Origin of the sequence: Nocardiopsis synnemataformans, assembly GCF_965343085.1 — a bacterium.
Classification (GTDB): domain Bacteria; phylum Actinomycetota; class Actinomycetes; order Streptosporangiales; family Streptosporangiaceae; genus Nocardiopsis; species Nocardiopsis alborubida.
Genome location: NZ_CBDRFA010000020.1, coordinates 59,343 through 77,085, shown reverse-complemented (window position 1 = coordinate 77,085; position 17,743 = coordinate 59,343). Strand labels below are relative to the sequence as shown.

General features: G+C 69.3%; 6 protein-coding genes. 4 read left to right on the top strand and 2 right to left on the bottom strand.

What is annotated here, in order from left to right:
- Positions 1 to 774: 774 nt before the first annotated feature.
- Entirely contained in the window at positions 775 to 5,460 is a 4,686-nt protein-coding gene (locus ACSIH6_RS13890) for a DEAD/DEAH box helicase (protein ID WP_435108687.1), read from the bottom strand.
- Positions 5,461 to 5,545: 85 nt separating this feature from the next.
- Positions 5,546 to 8,986, bottom strand: coding sequence for a hypothetical protein (locus tag ACSIH6_RS13885; protein ID WP_435108686.1), 3,441 nt, complete (start codon positions 8,984 to 8,986; stop codon positions 5,546 to 5,548).
- Between the two features lie 134 nt (positions 8,987 to 9,120).
- On the opposite strand from ACSIH6_RS13885, the gene ACSIH6_RS13880 reads away from it, so the two are divergent.
- The 4 genes from ACSIH6_RS13880 (at position 9,121) to ACSIH6_RS13865 (ending at position 17,703) form a co-directional block, all read left to right on the top strand.
- Complete coding sequence (locus ACSIH6_RS13880; RefSeq protein ID WP_435108685.1) at positions 9,121 to 11,238, top strand: N-6 DNA methylase; 2,118 nt, start codon at positions 9,121 to 9,123, stop codon at positions 11,236 to 11,238.
- Positions 11,239 to 11,354: 116 nt separating this feature from the next.
- Positions 11,355 to 13,334 (top strand): type I restriction-modification system subunit M, encoded by a 1,980-nt coding sequence (locus ACSIH6_RS13875; protein ID WP_435108684.1) that lies wholly within the window; start codon positions 11,355 to 11,357, stop codon positions 13,332 to 13,334.
- Positions 13,331 to 14,527, top strand: coding sequence for a restriction endonuclease subunit S (locus ACSIH6_RS13870; protein ID WP_435108683.1), 1,197 nt, complete (start codon positions 13,331 to 13,333; stop codon positions 14,525 to 14,527). The genes ACSIH6_RS13875 and ACSIH6_RS13870 overlap by 4 nt, the downstream gene beginning before the upstream one ends.
- Positions 14,524 to 17,703, top strand: a complete 3,180-nt coding sequence (locus tag ACSIH6_RS13865) for a type I restriction endonuclease subunit R (protein ID WP_435108682.1) — start codon at positions 14,524 to 14,526, stop codon at positions 17,701 to 17,703. Before ACSIH6_RS13870 ends, ACSIH6_RS13865 begins: the two co-directional genes overlap by 4 nt.
- The last annotated feature ends 40 nt before the right edge of the window (positions 17,704 to 17,743 follow it).

The window sequence follows — 17,743 nt, the reverse complement described above, 5'->3', positions numbered from 1 at the left end:
CCTGACCTGTGTTTAGCGTTCAGGGGAGCGCTGGGAAGACCCAGAGCGTTCAGGCAGGCTTCCCTCGTTTTTTCGGGGGCTCCGATGGCGGAGGCCCTTGCCGCCACGAGAAGACGACCAAGATGGGCTTTCTGTGCAGGGAGATCCTGCGCATCGCCGAGCTCGCGCCACCGTCGTTTCGCTCTCGCCTCGCTCTTGCGGCCCCTCTTCTTGCCTGTCTTGCCTGCTGAGGAGGGGCTGCCCGTGGTTTTCGAGGAGACTGTGGACTTCCCCTTCCTGGGATCGGAAGTTGGCTGTGCTCGGGAGTCCTCGACCTCGGAGAATATCTCGGAGCCCAGATCTCCGTGCAGACTGGTCGTCGGATCGTTCCACCAACCACTGCCGCTGCGCCATGTGGTCCTGCGACTCCTGGGCATGAAGTCCTCCCGGTGCGATCATCCAGAGGAAAGGAATCCCGAGTCGAGGTCAGTCAGGGTCCGTATGTCTGGAGATTACGCCCGGGCATGAAAGAAATCCATACCCCAGGGAGAGGAAAGGCCTCGCCCTTTCGGAGACCTCAGCCGGATCACTCTCTGCTTTCTGGTGGTGTCATCCAGTCGACAATGCTTGGTCGCCCTCGCATATTTCGGCCGGTACGGACTGGACCCTGGAGAGACTTTTCGCGAGGGACAACATCGGACACGGTGGAAGCGTGTTCGGCACGAAACGGTGCTTCCGGGTGTCTGGCGGCGGGGTGCTCCGGGACTGCCGGGCCCTGGAGCACCCCACCACCGGCTACATCAGCGAGTCCAACGCCGCCAGGGCGTCGCGGCGGCGCAGCAGGTCGTGGAAGGGCTGGTTGCGGTAGTTGCGCAGGCACCCGTAGCAGGAGGTCTCCACACCGCAGTCGCACTCGCCCACACGTTCACGCGCGGCGGCCAGTACCTCGGAAAAGCGTGAGGCGATCCGTTCCGCGCCGCCCGCGCCGCCGGGCACCGTGTCGAACAGCACGAGTGCCATGGTCCCCGCCGCACGCCGGAACATCGCCCCGTCGATGTCTTCGCGGCTGATGTCCAGCGCCGAGGAAGCGCCCTCCAGAAGCGCGTACAGCAGTGAGTGGCGCGTCTCGGACGAGACCCGTCCCATGTCGAGCTGGCCGCCGAAGGAGATCTCCACGATGTCGGTCTCGTAGCGGTGGGCCAGCGACAGGTGTCGGGTCGGACCCGTGCACGTGGTGCCCTTGAGCGGATTGGTGTGCTCGGTCGGCGCCTTCTTGCCGGCGCTCACGCGTGCCGTGCCCCAGCCGCACCAGTCGCAGATCAGGTAGCCCGTCCCCGCCGGGCCGTCGGAGACGGCCACCAGCTCGCCGCGGCTCCCCGCCCGGCAGTGCACCTGGCCGCCGCCGGGCAACGGCCAGGAACGGGTGACCGGATCGGCTGCCAGCCGCAGCACGTGGGTGGACCCGTGCCAGGTCTGCTCGGGCGGCTTGGTCCCGGCCGGCTGCACCCGTGCGTCGGCCACGAAGCCGAACTCGGGGACGATGTACCTGGTCGGCACACCCCGGGCCGCGCTGCCGCACGACTGGCACGACGGTCCCAGCGCGTCCTTGGACTGGTCGTAGAACCCGCACGCCTCGCACACCCGGTAGTGGAAGGGGTGCAGCGCCCGCCCGGGCAGCCGGTACACGCCGGCCGAGGTCCACCGCTTGCCGCCAGCGACGATGGAGCTGCCCGGCGCGTACTCGTAGATGGCCGAGCGCCGGTCGCGCGCCAGTTCCAGCTGGCGCCCCACGGCCTCCCCCGAGTGGTGGGTGCGCAACTCCACGGTGTCCACCGGGAACCCGTACTTGGGCAGCACGTTGCGCGTGGCCAGGAAACCCAGCAGGGAACGCCGTACGACCGTGTTGATGGTCTTGAGGAAGCGCTCGGCCAGTCCGTCCCTGCGCGCCTGGAACGCCTCCAAGCGCCGCTGTTCGAAGTCGGCCACGTCCTGCTCGACCTCCAGACGCAGGTCCTCCAGGAGGCCGCACAGTTCCTCGACCCAGCCGCCGCCGTCCACGTCGATCTCCCGCGCGACGTCCTCGGGCAGGACGCGCCGCAGCGACGTGTCCACCTGCTCCGGGACGGGGGACAGGAAGTCGAGCACCCGCGTCACCGGGGCGGGTCGGTCCCCACCGGCCAGGAAGAAGTCGCCCACCCGGTTCCAGGTCTCACCGGTCTCCCGCGCCCAGTGGCGGAAGAACGCCGCCAGCGCCACCGAGTGCGCGTGGCGCCGGTCGATGCGCACGTTGCCCAGCGGCACGAAGGGCGCACGTACCTTTCCGGCGATCATCTTCTCCGGTTCCTGGTAGCGGAACAGGTCGTGGGAGCGCCGCTGGGCGTAGGTGACCACCAGCGCCGACGAGTCGCTGCGCCGTCCCGCGCGCCCGGCCCGCTGCACGTAGTTGGCCGTGGTCGGGGGCATGTTGCGCATGAACACCGACTGCAACTCGCCCACGTCCACCCCCAGTTCGAAGGTGGTCGAGCAGGACAGGGCGTTGACCCTGCCATCGATGAAGTCCTGCTGGATGCCCGCGGCGACCTTGCTCCGCCACTGCGCGGTGTGCTCGCGGGCCGCCAGCGCCACCGGGTTGAGGTTGCGGTACAGGTACCGGTAGTGGTCGGTGTCCTTGCCGGGGTCGGGGATCTCGTAGGGCAGCAGGGCGCCCGAGCAGTTCATGGTCGGGCACACCCCGCGCACCGACACCGGGTGCAGCCGCCGACAGCTGTCGCACTGGTACGGGGCCGCCTCGGGAACCACCAGGGACACCTCCAGCGCGCGGTGGTCGACCTGGTGGACCGTGCCGGCCCCCAGGACCTCGGACGGCGCGAGCCATCCCTCGCGGGCCGTGCGCAGCAGCTCCCACACCTTTCCCAGCACCATCGCGGGGGGAGCCGAGGAACCCAGCCTCTCCAGGACCCTCCTGAGGTAGTTCAGCCGCCGGTTCTGCCCTGCGGTGGGCAGCCAGCTGATCACCTTGCGCCTTCGGTCGGCGCCCTCCAGACGTACGTACACCGGGCCGAGCCGGGGCGCGAACACCTCGTCGTCGGGCGCCACGTCCTCGGGCATGGTCAGCGCGCCCTGCTGTCGCAGCGTGCGCACCAGCTCCCCGAACAGGTCCCACACCTCGTCCTCGGTCAGGCCCAGGTCCCGGGTGAAGGCCGGGGGGAGGCGGACCCCCTCGGGGCGGGTCAGGTCGACCCGCAACAGGCCGCGCCCCTCCAGGGACTGGCGGTCGTCGGTGCTGACCAGCTCGCTCGTGACCCAGGGCGCGACGATGGCCGTCCGCTGCCGCTTGGAGACCCAGCGGTCGAACTGGCCGGCGCGCTTGGCGGTGCGCACGGTGGCGTCCACCAGGTCGTCGACGCGCAGTTCGTCGTCGGGATCGTGGATGGCGGCCATGCCGTCGAGGATGAGGCGTCGGCGCTGGTAGAGCTGGTAGGTGCCCTCCAGGTAGGGAGCGAAGAAGGCGGCCGACTGGCGGCTGTCGCTGAACATCAGCAGTTTGCGGCCTCCGCCCGGCCGGTCGGCGGTCTGCGCGTCGGGTGCTTCGGGCAGGGCCTGGTACAGGGCCGTGGCCACCACGGCGGGGGAGGCGTCGTGTCCGCTCTCGAACCTGCGCAGCGTGCTCTCTCCGAGCGCCCCGCAGTTGAGGCAGCGCCCGGCCCGGTCGCCGCGTGTGCGGATGAGCCGCACCTGGCGCAGGGAGCGCTGCCGACAGGTCACCGCGCACGGCGCGGCGGGCGAGGGTGCCAGTGTTCCGCACCCGGTGCACAGGTAGCGCTCCTGCGGGTTGACCTTGGTGCCCTCCTCAAGGGTGTCGTCGTCATCGTCCAGGGCGATGGGCGTCGTGCCCAGGTGCAGCCACTCGGGGCTCTTCTGTCGGGCGGCGGGCGGCACCAGGCGCTCGCCCGTCCCCTCGGCCGTGACGGCGCCCAGCAGGTACAGGTCTCCGCAGCGCTTGCACGCACCGAACTCGAAGGCGGGCGCCTGGCAGTCCGCGCAGGTCTCGTGCCGGGCCAGCGACACGTGCGGCCCGCTCTCCGACAAACACGTGAAGGCGCCGTCGGTGGCCCGGGTGAACAGGTGGTAGCGGGTGGACAGCAGCGGGCTGCCGCCGGAGTCGCGGACCGCGCTGGCCAGCGCCACCAGGTCGGCCAGCGCCCGCACCCGGTCGTCCTCGGACAGGTCGGGACCGGCGGTGTCGGGCACGGCCTCGAACAGCTCCCGGGCCAGGTCCTCCAAGGCCTGGGGGCCGCCCCGGGCCAGCAGGACCCGCAGGTGGTTGAGTCGTTTCTCCCCGGCCAGCAGGGTGAACGCGTCGGGCGCGTGTCCGCCGTGGCGGGCCGCGGCCCGCCGCAGCGCTTCCTCGGTGTCCTCGGCCCCGGCCAGGGCGTGGTACTCCACCGCGGGCAGCGGTCCCCACGTGGTGTCGGGCATGGTGTCGCGCGGGGTGGAACGGATCAGGTCCTGGCGGTCGGGGTCGCCGTCGTCCCACTCGAAGGGGGCGTGGAAGAGCCGACGGGCGAACTCGGTGACGGCTCCCGGGTCGTCGCCGACCGTCGCGCTGGTCGCGATGCACTGGAGGTCCTGGTCGGGGGCCACGCGGTCGCGCAGCCGCCGCAGCAGCATCGCCAGTTCGGCGGCCTTGGCGCCGTCGTAGACATGCGCCTCGTCCACCGCGATGAACTTCCAGTGCCCGGCGTGCTCGCCCTCGAACAGGTCCAGGTCGGCCGGACGCAGGAGCAGGTACTCCAGCATCGCGTAGTTGGTCAGCAACAGGTGCGGCGGGCTCTGGCGCATCCGCTCGCGGCTGAGCAGTTCGTTGGGCAGCGGGTCCTGGCCCGGGTACAGCTCCTGGAAGACCTCCAGCGCCTCGCGCTCGCTGGGCTTGGTCTCGCCGGTGTAGCGCCCGAAGGTGATGTGGGGGCTGTGCGCCAGCAGCTCCTCGCGCAGCCGCTTGAGCTGGTCGTTGGCCAGCGCGTTCATGGGGTAGAGCAGGATCGCCCGCACGCCGGGGCCCAGTTCGCCGCGCTCGTGCTGGCGCTGGAGCTCGTTCAGGACCGGCAGCAGGAAGCTCTCGGTCTTGCCCGAGCCGGTGCCGGTGGCCACCACCAGGTTGCGTCCGGCCCCCGCCTTGCGGACCGCCTCCTCCTGGTGGCTGTACAGCGGTCGGTCCAGACGTACGGAGGGGCCCGAGGGGGAGGCGAACCCTGGTGACAGGACCCCCTCGGCGATGAGCTCGCGCGGGGTGCGCCCCGTCTCGTAGGCGGGGGTGGCCTCCAGCAGCGGACCCTTGCTCACCTGGTGGCTGCGGTCGATCTGCTCGTGCAGCGCCCCGGCCAGCGCCGGATCGCGGATGGGCAGCAGGGAGCGCAGGTAGCGGCGGTAGGCGCCGCTGACCGTCGCGCTGACGTCGATCGGATCGATCTGGGCGGTCATCGGAGGGTCCTCACGGGTGGAAGTGGTTGACGGGGGTTGAGAGGGGAGGGGAGCGACCGTCCCGGGACGGTCGCTGCGGTCACGGTCAGGCGGTGCGGAAGAGCCCTTCGCCGGGACGGGGGCCGCGGGCTCTCCGCTGGGCGAGGTGGGCGCGTTCGGCTCCGGCGAGGGCCAGTTCGGCCAGGACGATGTCGATGCGCACGAGGTCGGGGGCGCTTCGGGCCAGGTCGCTCCACAGGGGACGCTGCGCCCGGGCGAGCGGGACGAAGACGGGCACGGACCGGGCGGCCAGCCGCGCGGTCAGGGCCATGGCCAGGGACACGGTGGGCAGGTTGCGCCAGCGCGAGGCGCCGACGGTGTACCGGGGCTCCAGCAGTTCGGTGACCGGGCGCCGGTAGACCGGCGAGAGCCTTCCCGCCGCGGACAGCACGCTCCGGGAGAGGTCGGCGGCTTCGCGCCGCACCCGGTGCAGCTCCGCCTGGTTGCGGGCGCGGAACAGCCCCAGCGCCGCCTGGGTGCGCGAGTCCTCGTCGAGCAGGGCCCGCGGTACGACCCTGGCCTCCCGCCAGATCGCGGTGATCTGCTCCTCGGGCATCAGTGCCAGCTGCTCGGTGGCGGCGTCGAACCGTCCGGCGTGGCGCGCCGGGTCGGTCTCCCCGCGCAGCAGCGCGGTGGCGACCGGTCCGCACCTCTGTTCCAGCTGTTCCAGGAGGTCGACGTGCTCGGGGGAGGGGGAGTCGGGGTCGATGAGCGGCAGCAGGTCACTGGTGGCCAGGGCCGCGGCGGAGGGCAGCCGGTGCCACAGCTCCGCGGCCTGGTCGGCGGGGACGCGGCCGCCCGCCGCCACCGTGACGATCCCGCCGCTGACCAGCGAGTGCACGCTCTCGTCGGGGGCGGGTTCGGCTGCCCCGTGCGCCAGCAGCGCCGCCACGGGGGAGCGGCCGAGCGCGGCGGCGCAGGCCTCGACGCGGTCGACGGGCACGCCTGAGCGCGACAGGACGCGGTGACCGCCCAGGACCCGCCACAGGCGTACGGCGTTGTCGTGCGTCAGGGGCAGTTCGGCGAGTCCGGACCCTTCACCGAAGGCCGCGCACAGCAGCTCCTCCTCGGCGTCGGCGCCCTCGGGGCGGCCCGGCAGGTCGCAGCCGACCGTGTTGGGGTCGTCCGGCTCGGGCCAGCGGGGCCAGTCGCCGACCGACCACGGGTCGTCCACCGCGAGCAGGATCCGCACCGGTCCGGCGATCCGTTCCGGGAGGGGGACCCGGCCGTCGGCGGAGACGGGCACGACCGTGGGTGGGCGCCACGGAGCCCCGCACTCGTACACCGCCGCGCTGACGTCGTCGATGCCCGGGAAACCGTCGAGGTGGACGACGCGGTCGTGCACCGAGGCCCCGACGGCGAGGCGTCGCGGTCGGATGACGGCGACGGGCACCAGGGTCTGGCCCTGGGCCAGGACCAGACGCAGGTGGCGCCGCGCGGCCGCGGTGTCCACCACCTGCCCGAGGGGGTAGCGGTGGGTGTGGGATCCCAGGGAGGCGCCGGCCTCGACCTGCTGGACGGCGTCGTCGCCGTGCAGGACGTGCAGCGGACCAGGACGGCTCTGCCCGACCTCGGGCAGGCGGACCACCAGGTCGCCGTAGTCCGCGATCGCCTCGCAGTCCAGCCGGAGCGGCCTGGTGCGCCTGCGCGGTGCGTGTTCACGGGTCAGCAGCAGGCTCATGTGCGGCGGGCTGACGGTCACCGGCAGCACGGAGGTCCCCGAACGCAGCGTGGCGGGCAGGGCCGGGGTGTCGGCGGGAAAGGACAGCAGGGCCGGTTCGGCCTCGGCGCCCTCGGGAGGGGACAGCCGGGACCGCGCGGGGGTGAGCCCCGCGGCCTCCAGGAGGCGGGTGGCGGGCTCGTGGTGTGCCCCGAAGCCCTCGGCGACCGTGATCTGGCGGCTGATGCCGCGGCCCAGGGGGCCGCGCACGCTCACCGTGAAGGAACCGACCACCGTTTCCTCACCCTGGAAGAGGGGGACGTGCTTCCCGGAGTCGGCCCGGGTACGCCAGAGCAACCGCCCCTCCTCGGCGGAGCGGACCTCCACCTGCCACGGCACCGGGGCGCCCTCCGGATCGGGAAGCACGACGGTGGGCCGCTCGGAGTGGACCGGCGCGCCGTGCTGGGTGGTCACCCCCGGAATCGGGTCCGACGCCTCCAGGCGCGGCCGCTCCCTGCCGCGCACCCGGTGCTCGGGGTGCCCGGCCAGGCCGACGCGCGCGTCGCGAGCCAGACGCAGCCGCAGCAGTGCCCACCCCTCCCAGCCGTAGGGCACGTCGTAGCGGCCCAGTTCCTCGGCCTCCTCCGACACCTCCAGGGCTGCGGTGGATGGGTGCAGCACCCACACCGGGCCCGGGGGCAGCGCGGTGTCGGAGCCCACCAGGGAGCCGGAGTCGTCGAAGATCAGTAGGGGATCGTCCGGGTCGACGAGGGTGAGCTGTTCCCGGATGCCCAGCCCCCTGGGGGTCACGCTCACGGTGCGGGCGGGCCGGGGCACGGCGAACACCGTCTGTTCGGCCGTCCCGCTGCCCCACCGGTGCCCTCCCGGGACCGTGTGGGTGTCGTCGTCGGTGGTGATCTCCCAGAACACGTCGAGGTTGGCGCTGTCGTCGAGCACCGGCAGGACGACGTGGACTCCGTGCACGAAGGGGTCCAGGCGCAGCCGGGGTCGGGCCGAACGGGGCCGGGAGGAGTGGGAGAGCGGGTGCCGGGGGAGTGCGCCCCGGTCGGCGGCGCGCTCCAGGGCGGCGACCGCGGGCGCGCGGAACCGGCGGGGCAGTCCCGCCTCGCGCGGCGCGGCGTCGGGGTCCTCGCGCAGCAGCTCCAGCAGGTGCATGCACCGCTCGATGGTCTCCAGCGCGTAGTCGCCACCCGAGGAGATGAACCTGCTGGCGGGCATGTCCAGGTCCTTGAGACGGTGGCGGCCGGAGACAGCCCACAGGTGGAATCCGTGCGCGTCCAGGCCGGGCTCCACCGCGCTGCGGTGCAGCAGCAGGTCGAAGACGTCGCCCAGGCAGTAGGTGGGGATCCCCGAGTGCATGAGGATCGGGTCCACGTAGGGGTAGGTCATGCCGGGGAAGGCGTCCACGCCCAGGATCTCCAGGGACCGCAGGAAGCGGGTGCCCCAGGCGTCCGCCTTCTGGCGCGGGGCGGGCACCCCGGTGGTCTCCCACAGAGCGGGCCAGAAGGTGCCGCTGGCGTAGCGGCTGGTGGCCACGCCCACGGTGACCGCCGCCGTGCAGGCGGGCCAGCGGTGCAGGTCGGAGCGCCCGTACACGCCGATCTCCTCGGTGAAGACCGCTCCCAGCGCCCGTGCGGCCTGGTCGAGCTGCTTCTGGTTGAAGGGCGCCTCGGAGACGAGGGAGATCGACTCCAGGTGCGGGCGCCACTCGGCCTCGCGGACGCCGAGCAGCTGGCGCGGGGTGACCTTCTGAGGGCTGGCCTGGGGTTCCTCCTGCTCGAAGGGCAGGGGAAGGGGCATGGACATGGCCGACTCCAGGGATGCGTCGTTGGGACGGAGCGGTAACGCCGACACCATCAACATAGGGACTAGGTGAAAACATTGTCAACCAGAGATGTGCTGTGGTGTACTGTTCTCGACCGAGGAAAGGGAGGGCTTCGATGGCGGAGAACACGAGCGTCACCGCGGCCGACATCGCGCGCATCGCGCAGGTGAGCCGCACCACGGTCAGCAACTGGCGCCGACGCCACGGGGACTTCCCGCCCCCCGTCGGAGGCAGCGGAAACCGGGCGCTGTTCGACCTGGCCCAGATCGAACAGTGGCTGGCCCGTAGCGACCGCATGCCCGAGCGCGAACCCCACGAGCGCGTCTGGGAGCGGATCCGGACAGCCGCCGCCGAGGGCGGCGACCTGGGAGAGGTCGTCGCCGACGTCCAGGAACTCCTGCTCCACCTGTCCCGGGACGACGCCCCGGCCGTGGACACGGTGACGGGCCGGGTGACGGACCGGGTGACCGCCCACCCCGGCGGAGCCGACCTGGTCGGCGCCCTGCGCGAGGCGGCCGAAACCCCGGGCCTGGCCCGTGAACTCTCCGACCGCGTCCACGACGCCTACCTCGCCGCCCTGGGCGGCAAGGCGCACATCACCCCCGGCCTGCTGGCCCGCCTGATGGCCGACCTGGCCGACGTCCGGGGCGCCGAGGTGCTCGACCCCGCCTGCGGCACGGGCACCCTGCTGCGGACCGCCTCGGAGGACGGCGCGGTGGGCCTGTACGGGCAGGAGGTCGAGGAGGCCACGGCACGCCTGGCCCAGGCACGGGTGGGCCTGGTGCCCAGCGGCGCCCCCGGCCGGGTCGCCGGGGGCGACTCCCTCACCGCTGACGCCTTCTCCGGCCGTTTCTTCGACGCGGTGCTGTGCAACCCGCCCTTCAACCAGCGCGACTGGGGGGCCGACGAACTCGCCTACGACGAGCGCTGGGCCTACGGGGTGCCGCCCCGATCCGAGTCCGAACTGGCCTGGATCCAGCACTGCCTGGCCCACACCCGCCCCGGCGGCCGGGTCGTCGTGCTCATGCCTCCGGCCGCCGCTTCCCGCCCCTCGGGCCGCCGCATCCGCAGGGAACTGCTGCGCCGGGGTGCGCTGTCGGCCGTCATCGGCCTGCCAGCAGGCGCGGCCGCCCCCCTGCACGTGGGACTGCACCTGTGGGTGCTGTGCCAGCCCGAGACAGCTGCCGTGTCGCAGCCGCGCGTGCTCTTCGTCGACGCCGGAAGTGATCAGGAGAGCGAGGAGCAGCGTCGCCCGATCGACTGGGAGGAGCTGCGCGGCGGCGTGGGCGACTCCTGGAGCGCGTTCCTCGACGCGTCGGAGAAGACGGCGGACGTGCCCGGGTTCTGCCGGACCGTGTCCGTGGTCGAGCTGCTGGACGACACCGTCGACCTGACCCCGCAGCGCCACCTGCCCGTGGCCGCGCCCGAGGCCAGCGCGGAGGAGACGCGCAGGTGGGCGGGGAAGACCCGCCGAAGACTCCTGCGCACGCTGGAGCGCACCCGCGCCAGCGTGCCGGGGGAGAGGTGGACCTCCCGGGAAGCGGAGGAGTGGCGAATGGCGGCCGTCGCCGACCTCGCCCGCTCCGGAGCCCTGGTTCTGCACCGCGCGCCCTCCACGGCCTCGGGCCTGTCACCGGCGGCGGAGGAGGGCGCGGGGCGCGGCCCCCGGGTGCTCACCCTGGCCGACGTCCTCGGCGGCCGGGAACCGGGCGGGCGCCTGACCGCGCCCGCCGACTCCGAGGAGGCGCGGGGCCGGGTGGAGGTGTGCGCCGGTGACGTCATCGTCCCCTCCGCGCTCGGCAGGAGGGAGTCCTCCCGGGCACGGGTCGCGGCGGAGACCGACGCCGGAGCCCTGCTGGGTCTGAACCTGCACCTGCTCAGGCCCGACCCCGCGCACATCGACCCGTGGTTCCTGGCCGGTTTCCTGGAGGACGAGGACAACCTGCGCCAGGCCGGTCAGGGCTCGACCGTCATCCGGGTGGACCTGCGGCGGCTGCGCGTTCCGTTGCTGCCGTTGGCGGAGCAGCGGCGGTATGGGGCGGCGTTCCGCGAGCTCCACGAGTTCCGCACCGAACTCGACCGCGCCCGAACGGCCGCTGACGACCTGGGCCAGCGCCTGTCCAGCGGACTGCGCTCCGGGCTGTTGGCACCGCCGTCCGTGCCCGTGTCCGGGTCCGAGGAGTCCGGAGGACCGAAAATCCCGGAAGCTCCGAACACGGACGCGAACGTCTGACGGATCAGCCAGACTTGACGTACACCCCGCTCAGAACCTTCAGCAGTACCCCTCAGCACCCCTCAGCGGCACACCCCTTCGGAAGGACCCCGGTGAATTCGAGTACCCACCAGGAGATGGTGAGTTTCATCTGGTCGGTCGCGGACCTGCTCCGCGGCGACTACAAGCAGTCCGAGTACGGCAAGGCCATCCTGCCGTTCGTCGTGCTGCGGCGGCTGGACTGCGTCCTGGAGCCGACCAAGCAGAAGGTTCTGGACGCGCACGACAAGTTCAGGGACAAGCCCGTCCACAACGAGTTCGTGCTGCGGGCCTCGGGGCACAGCTTCTACAACACCAGCCCGCTGACCTTCGAGCGCATCGCCGCAGACCCCTCCCAGGCGGCCAACAACCTCACCCACTTCATCAACGGGTTCTCCGAGAACGCCCGTGAGGTGCTGGAGAAGTACGAGTTCCCCCGTCAGATCCAGCGGCTGGACAACGCCGGGCTGCTTTACCGGGTGGTGGGCAGGTTCGCCGACCTGAAGCTGTATCCGGAGCGCGTCTCCAACGTCCAGATGGGCTATATCTTCGAGGAGCTCATCCGCCGCTTCTCCGAGATCTCCAACGAGACGGCCGGTGAGCACTTCACCCCCAGGGAGGTCATCAAGCTGATGGCCAACCTGCTGCTGGCGCCGGACGAGGACTCCCTGCGCGGTCCCGGCGTCATCAAGGAGATCCTGGACCCGGCCTGCGGTACCGGCGGCATGCTCACCGAGATGCACGACCACATCACCGCCCTGAACCCCGACGCCACGGCGGTCGTGTTCGGCCAGGAACTCAACCCAGAGTCGTGGGCGATCTGCCGGTCCGACCTGATGATCAAGGGCCAGGACCCCAAGAACATTCGGTTCGGCAACTCCTTCAGCGACGACCGGCACCGGTACGCCAAGTTCGACTACATGCTGGCCAACCCGCCGTTCGGCGTGGAGTGGAAGAAGGTTCAGCAGGAAGTCCAAGACGAACACGACCTGGGCTCTTCGGGCCGGTTCGAGGCGGGTCTGCCGCGCATCAACGACGGGTCGCTGCTGTTCCTCCAGCACATGATCTCCAAGATGAAGCCGTATGAGCCGGATGACGTGGAGAAGCCGGGCAGCCGGATCGCCATCGTCTTCAACGGCTCCCCGTTGTTCACCGGGGCGGCTGGGTCCGGTGAGTCCGAGATTCGCCGTTGGATCCTGGAGAACGACTGGTTGGAGGCGATCGTCGCTCTTCCGGACCAGTTGTTCTACAACACCGGTATCTCCACGTACTTCTGGGTGCTGAGCAACCGCAAGCACCGTGCCCACGAGGGTCGCGTGAAGCTCATCGACGCCCGCGAGCACTGGACCAAGATGCGCAAGTCCCTGGGGGAGAAGCGCAAGGAGATCAGCGCCGAGCAGATCACCGAGCTGACGCGGCTGTACGCAGATGCCTTGGGGGTGGCCGAGGACCCTGAGCACCCGCTGCACGGCAAGGTGAAGGTGTTCCGCAACGAGGACTTCGGTTACCAGCGCATCACCGTGGAACGCCCGCTGAAACTGCGCTTCGAGGTCACCAAGGAGACGTTGGTTGAGCTGACTGATGCCCTGGACAAGGGCAAGACCACCGCCAAGTACGAGCAGAAGGCGGAGTTGGTCGAGGCTCTGCGGCCGTTGGCGGATGGTGAGCCGTGTTTTAAGAAGCCCGAGTTCGCTGACCGGATGCAGCAGGCGTTCGCCGAGGGCGGGGTGTCCAAGCCGCCGACGGCCGTGATGAAGGCCGTGTGGAACGCGGTGTCGGTGCGTGATCCCGAGGGCGAGGTGCAGAAGAAGAAGGGTGAGCCGGAGCCGGACGCGGATCTGCGCGACTTCGAGAACATCCCGCTGGGTGAGGACATCGACGCCTACATGGAGCGGGAGGTGCTGCCGCATGTTCCCGATGCCTGGGTGGATTACTCGAAGACGAAGATCGGCTACGAGATTCCCTTCACCCGTCACTTTTACGTGTACACGCCGCCACGGCCGCTTGAGGAGATCGACGTAGAGTTGAAGGAGCTTGAGGGCGAGATCCAGCGACTTCTGGGAGAGGTGACGAAGTGATTGAGTGGGTTCCGCTAAAGCGGATTGCTCGACTTTCATACGGGAGTGCTCTTCCTGCTGAGGAACGAGTCGAAGGTAAGGTTCCCGTCGTTGGCTCTGGTGGGATAGGTGATTATCACAACAAGGCGAATGTACTCTCCCCAGGGATTATCGTAGGGCGCAAGGGGAGCTACGGGTCAGTCAAGTGGTTGCCAGTGGAGTCGTTTGCGATTGATACCGCATATTTCTTGGATCGTCGCTCTGTTCGTGTAGATATGCGGTGGCTGTATTATGCACTGCAATCGGTCGATCTCAAAGGGTCTTCTCAGGATGTAGGTGTTCCTGGACTATCTCGCGAAAATGCCCATGAGGTCCGTGTGCCTTGGGTTCAAGATATCCACGAGCAGAGGCGCATCGCTGACTTTCTCGATGTTGAGGTGGCTCGTATTGAAGCTCTTGTTGAGCTTCGGGGTAGGCAGAGTGAGGTGTTTGCTGAACGATCTCGGCAGCAAATCCGGGCACTGGTTTCAGGAACTGAGGAAAATAATGGCGATGCTCGCCTTGTTCCGTGGCTGGGAAAAGTAGCAGATGGTTGGCCTTTGGTAAGGCTAAATCGACTCGGTAGGTTCTATATGGGGACAACCTTTCCGCATCAATACCAAGGCGTTGGGGAGGGTGAATTCCCCTTTGTTAAGGTGGCAGATTTCTCCTGCGGTGATGCTTATGGTTGGGTGCTTTCTGCGGAGAACTGGATCGATCGAACGGCGGCTCGTGAGTTGCGGGCCAGGATTGTTCCTGCTGGTTCGGTTGTATATGCGCGAGTAGGTGCCGCCCTGCTTCTCAATCAGCGGCGAATATTGGGTCGCAACTCAGTGGTTGATGACAATGTTCGTGCAATCAAATTTCACGGTGGCGACTCTCGGTACTGGATGCATCTACTTTCCTTTGTTGACCTTGCACAGATTGCTAATCCTGGGCCTGTTCCTTCGGTTAGTGAGTCGCAAATGGCATCCCTTGCTTTTCCAAGTCCCAGTCATGAAGAGCAGGTTCGTATCTCCAACGAGATAGACTATGAAATTGCTGAATCAAGGAAAATTGGCGGACTGCTAGCTCGGCAAATTTCACTGCTGGAAGAACGCAAGCGCGCCCTGATCACTGCCGCTGTTACCGGTCAGATCGACGTCACCACCGCGCGAGGAGCCGACCTGTCATGAGCCCGGTCTACGACGAGAGAACCTTCGAGGACCACATCGTCGCCTCCATGCTGGAGCGCGGCTGGTCCCAGGGCGCCAACCACCACTACGCCCCCGAACTCGCCCTGGACACGGCGGAGCTCACCGCCTTCCTCGGCGCCACCCAGGCCGATGCCTTCGAGGAGCTCGTCACCCGCTGCGGCGGCTCCCGGGACCAGGCCCAGGCCACCTTCGCCAAGACCCTCGCCAAGCGCATCGACACCGAGGGCACCCTCCATGTCCTCCGCCAAGGTGTCACCGTCGAGGGCCTGAAGTTCCGGCTCGCCTACTTCAAGCCCTCGCACACCATCGCTGAGAACGCCCTCGCCGATTACGAGGCCAACCACCTCACCGTCACCCGGCAGCTCCGCTACGCGGCCAAGGACGGTGACCAGGGCCGCGCCCTGGACCTCACACTCTTCGTCAACGGCCTGCCCGTGGCCACCGCCGAGCTCAAGAATCCCCTCACCGGGCAGAACGTCAACCACGCCAAGCACCAGTACGCCCACGACCGCGACCCCCGCGAGCTCCTCTTCGCCAAGCGCGCCCTCGTTCACTTCGCCGTCGACCCCGACCTGGTGTTCATCACCACCAGGCTCGCCGGGAAGGACACCCGCTTCCTGCCCTTCAACACCGGCTCCGAGGGGCCGGGGAATACCGGCGGCGCGGGCAACCCGCTCCCGGCCGCCGACGCCTCCGGCTACCGCACCGCCTACCTGTGGGAGACGGTCTGGGCCGTCGACAACTGGCTGGACCTGCTGGAGCGGTTCATCCACGTCAAGCGCGACAAGGACGACAAGGGGCGCAGGCGCGAGAACGTCATCTTCCCCCGCTTCCACCAGTGGCACGCCGTGCGCAGCCTGGTCGACCACGCCGCCCGGCACGGAGCCGGAAACAACTACCTGATCCAGCACTCGGCCGGGTCGGGCAAGTCCAACACCATCGCCTGGCTCGCGCACCGGCTCTCCTCGTTGCACACCCCCGCAGACCCCGCCCTGATGGACCCGGCCGCCGTCGCCAAGGGTCTGGAGCCCAACACCCCCGTCTTCGACAAGACCATCATCATCACCGACCGCTCCGTCCTGGACAAGCAGCTCCAGGACACCGTCGGCGACTTCTCCCAGGTGGAGGGCCTGGTCGGGCGGATCGGCGGCAAGGGCGGCTCCAAGTCCGCCCAGCTCGCCGAGGCGCTGTCCACCTCCTCCAAGCGCATCATTGTCGTCACCCTCCAGACCTTCCCCGCTCTGCTGGACTACCTCAAGCGCGAGCCCACCGAGATCCGCGGCAGCCGGTTCGCCATCGTCGTCGACGAGGCGCACTCCTCCCAAAGCGGCGAGGCCGCCAAGGACGTCAAGAAGGCCCTGCGGGACCTGGGCCTGGACACCGACGACGACACCGAGGACGATGGCGCCGAGGCCAAGGGCACCCCCAAGTCGACGGAGGGCGCCCTGCTGGAGTCGGCCTCCTACCGGGGCCGCAGCGCCAACCTGTCCTACTTCGCCTTCACCGCCACCCCCAAGCACAAGACCCTCAACCTGTTCGGTGTGCGCAGCGAGGCCACCGGCCTCTACGAGCCCTTCCACACCTACTCGATGCGCCAGGCCATCGAGGAGGGGTTCATCCTCGACCCCCTGCGCAGCTACATCACCTACGCCACCCAGTACCGGCTGCTCAACGGCAACACCGACGACCCCGAGGTCGACGCCACCAAGGCCAAGTCCCAGCTGGCCCGGTTCGCGCTGCTGCACGACTCCACGCTCGCCCAGCACGCCGAGACCATCATCGAGAACTTCAACACCGTCACCCGTCAGCAGATGGGCGGCCGGGCCAAGGGCATGGTGGTCACCCGCTCGCGGGATGCGGCTCTGCGGATGTACCGGGCGATCGAGAGCTACCTGAAGGACAGCGGAGTTCCCGACCCGGGTGTCCTGGTCGCCTTCTCCGGAACGCTCAAGGACCCCAGGAGCGGGAAGGAGGTCTCCGAGCCCTCCATCAACGGGTTCTCCGAGACCGAGTTGCCCAAGCGCTTCGCCGCCACCCGAGCCGACGATCCCGCAGCCGTCGCACGCAACGGCAAGGAGTACCGCCTGCTCATCGTCGCTGACAAGTACCAGACCGGCTTCGACCAGCCGCTGCTGACCACGATGTTCGTGGAGAAGTCGCTCAAGGGCGTGGCGGCCGTGCAGACCCTGTCCCGGCTCAACCGCACGCATCCGCTCAAGTCCCAGAGCGACCTGCGGGTGCTGGACTTCGCCAACGATGCCCAGGAGATCAGGGAGGCGTTCCGGCCCTACTACGAGCAGGCCGTCACTGCTGAGGCCGAACCCGACATCCTGCACACCATCGCCCACCGGGTTATGAGCGAGGCCGACGTGCTGGTCAGGGACGAACTCCAGGGGTTCGCCGACGCCTTCCACAAGCTGGAGGTCCAGCCCGGCACCGACAATCTCAAGAACCACCCCGAACTCAACCGGTTCACGGCCCCGGCCGTCGAGCGCTTCGCCGCGCTGATGGAGAGCGAGGAGGAGGACGAGCGCACCGACGCCGACCGCTTCCGCGCCGACCTGAACGACTACGTCACCAAGTACGCGTTCCTGTCCCAGATCATGCGTTACCCCGATGCTGAGCTGGAACGCCTGTACCTCTACGGTCGCTTCCTGCTGCGGGTGTTGCCCGCCCGCAAGGACGGTGGGGTCGATGTCGGCGAGGTCGACCTCAGCCACCTGAAGCTGTTCCGCAAGGCCGAGGACGATCTGCGGCTCAGCCCCGAGGGCGACCAGGAGCTCCCCGGGTTCTCGGACGGGACCGGCAGTGCCTACGACCCCAAGAAGGAGCTTCTGTCGGAGATCATCGAGATCTTCAACGAGCACTTCGGCCATGACCTCAGCGAAGCCGACCGGCTGATGATGGAGGAGCGCCTCCAGACGGTCATGGACAACCCCGAGGTCGAGATGGCCGCCGTCAACAACGACGAGGGCGCCTTCCGGCACAAGTTCGACCCGGCGATGAAGGACGCCGTGATGGACCGCTACGAGAGCGGGGTGGAGTTCACCGAGCGCTACATCGGTGAGCAGGACTTCCAGGACTCCATCAACCGGGCGATGAGCCGGGCCGCCTACCGTCTCCTGCGCCAGCGCAACGGCCTCAGCGGCACCTGAGCCGCACTTGCCTGGAAGCCTTCGGCCCCGCCCGCTGACT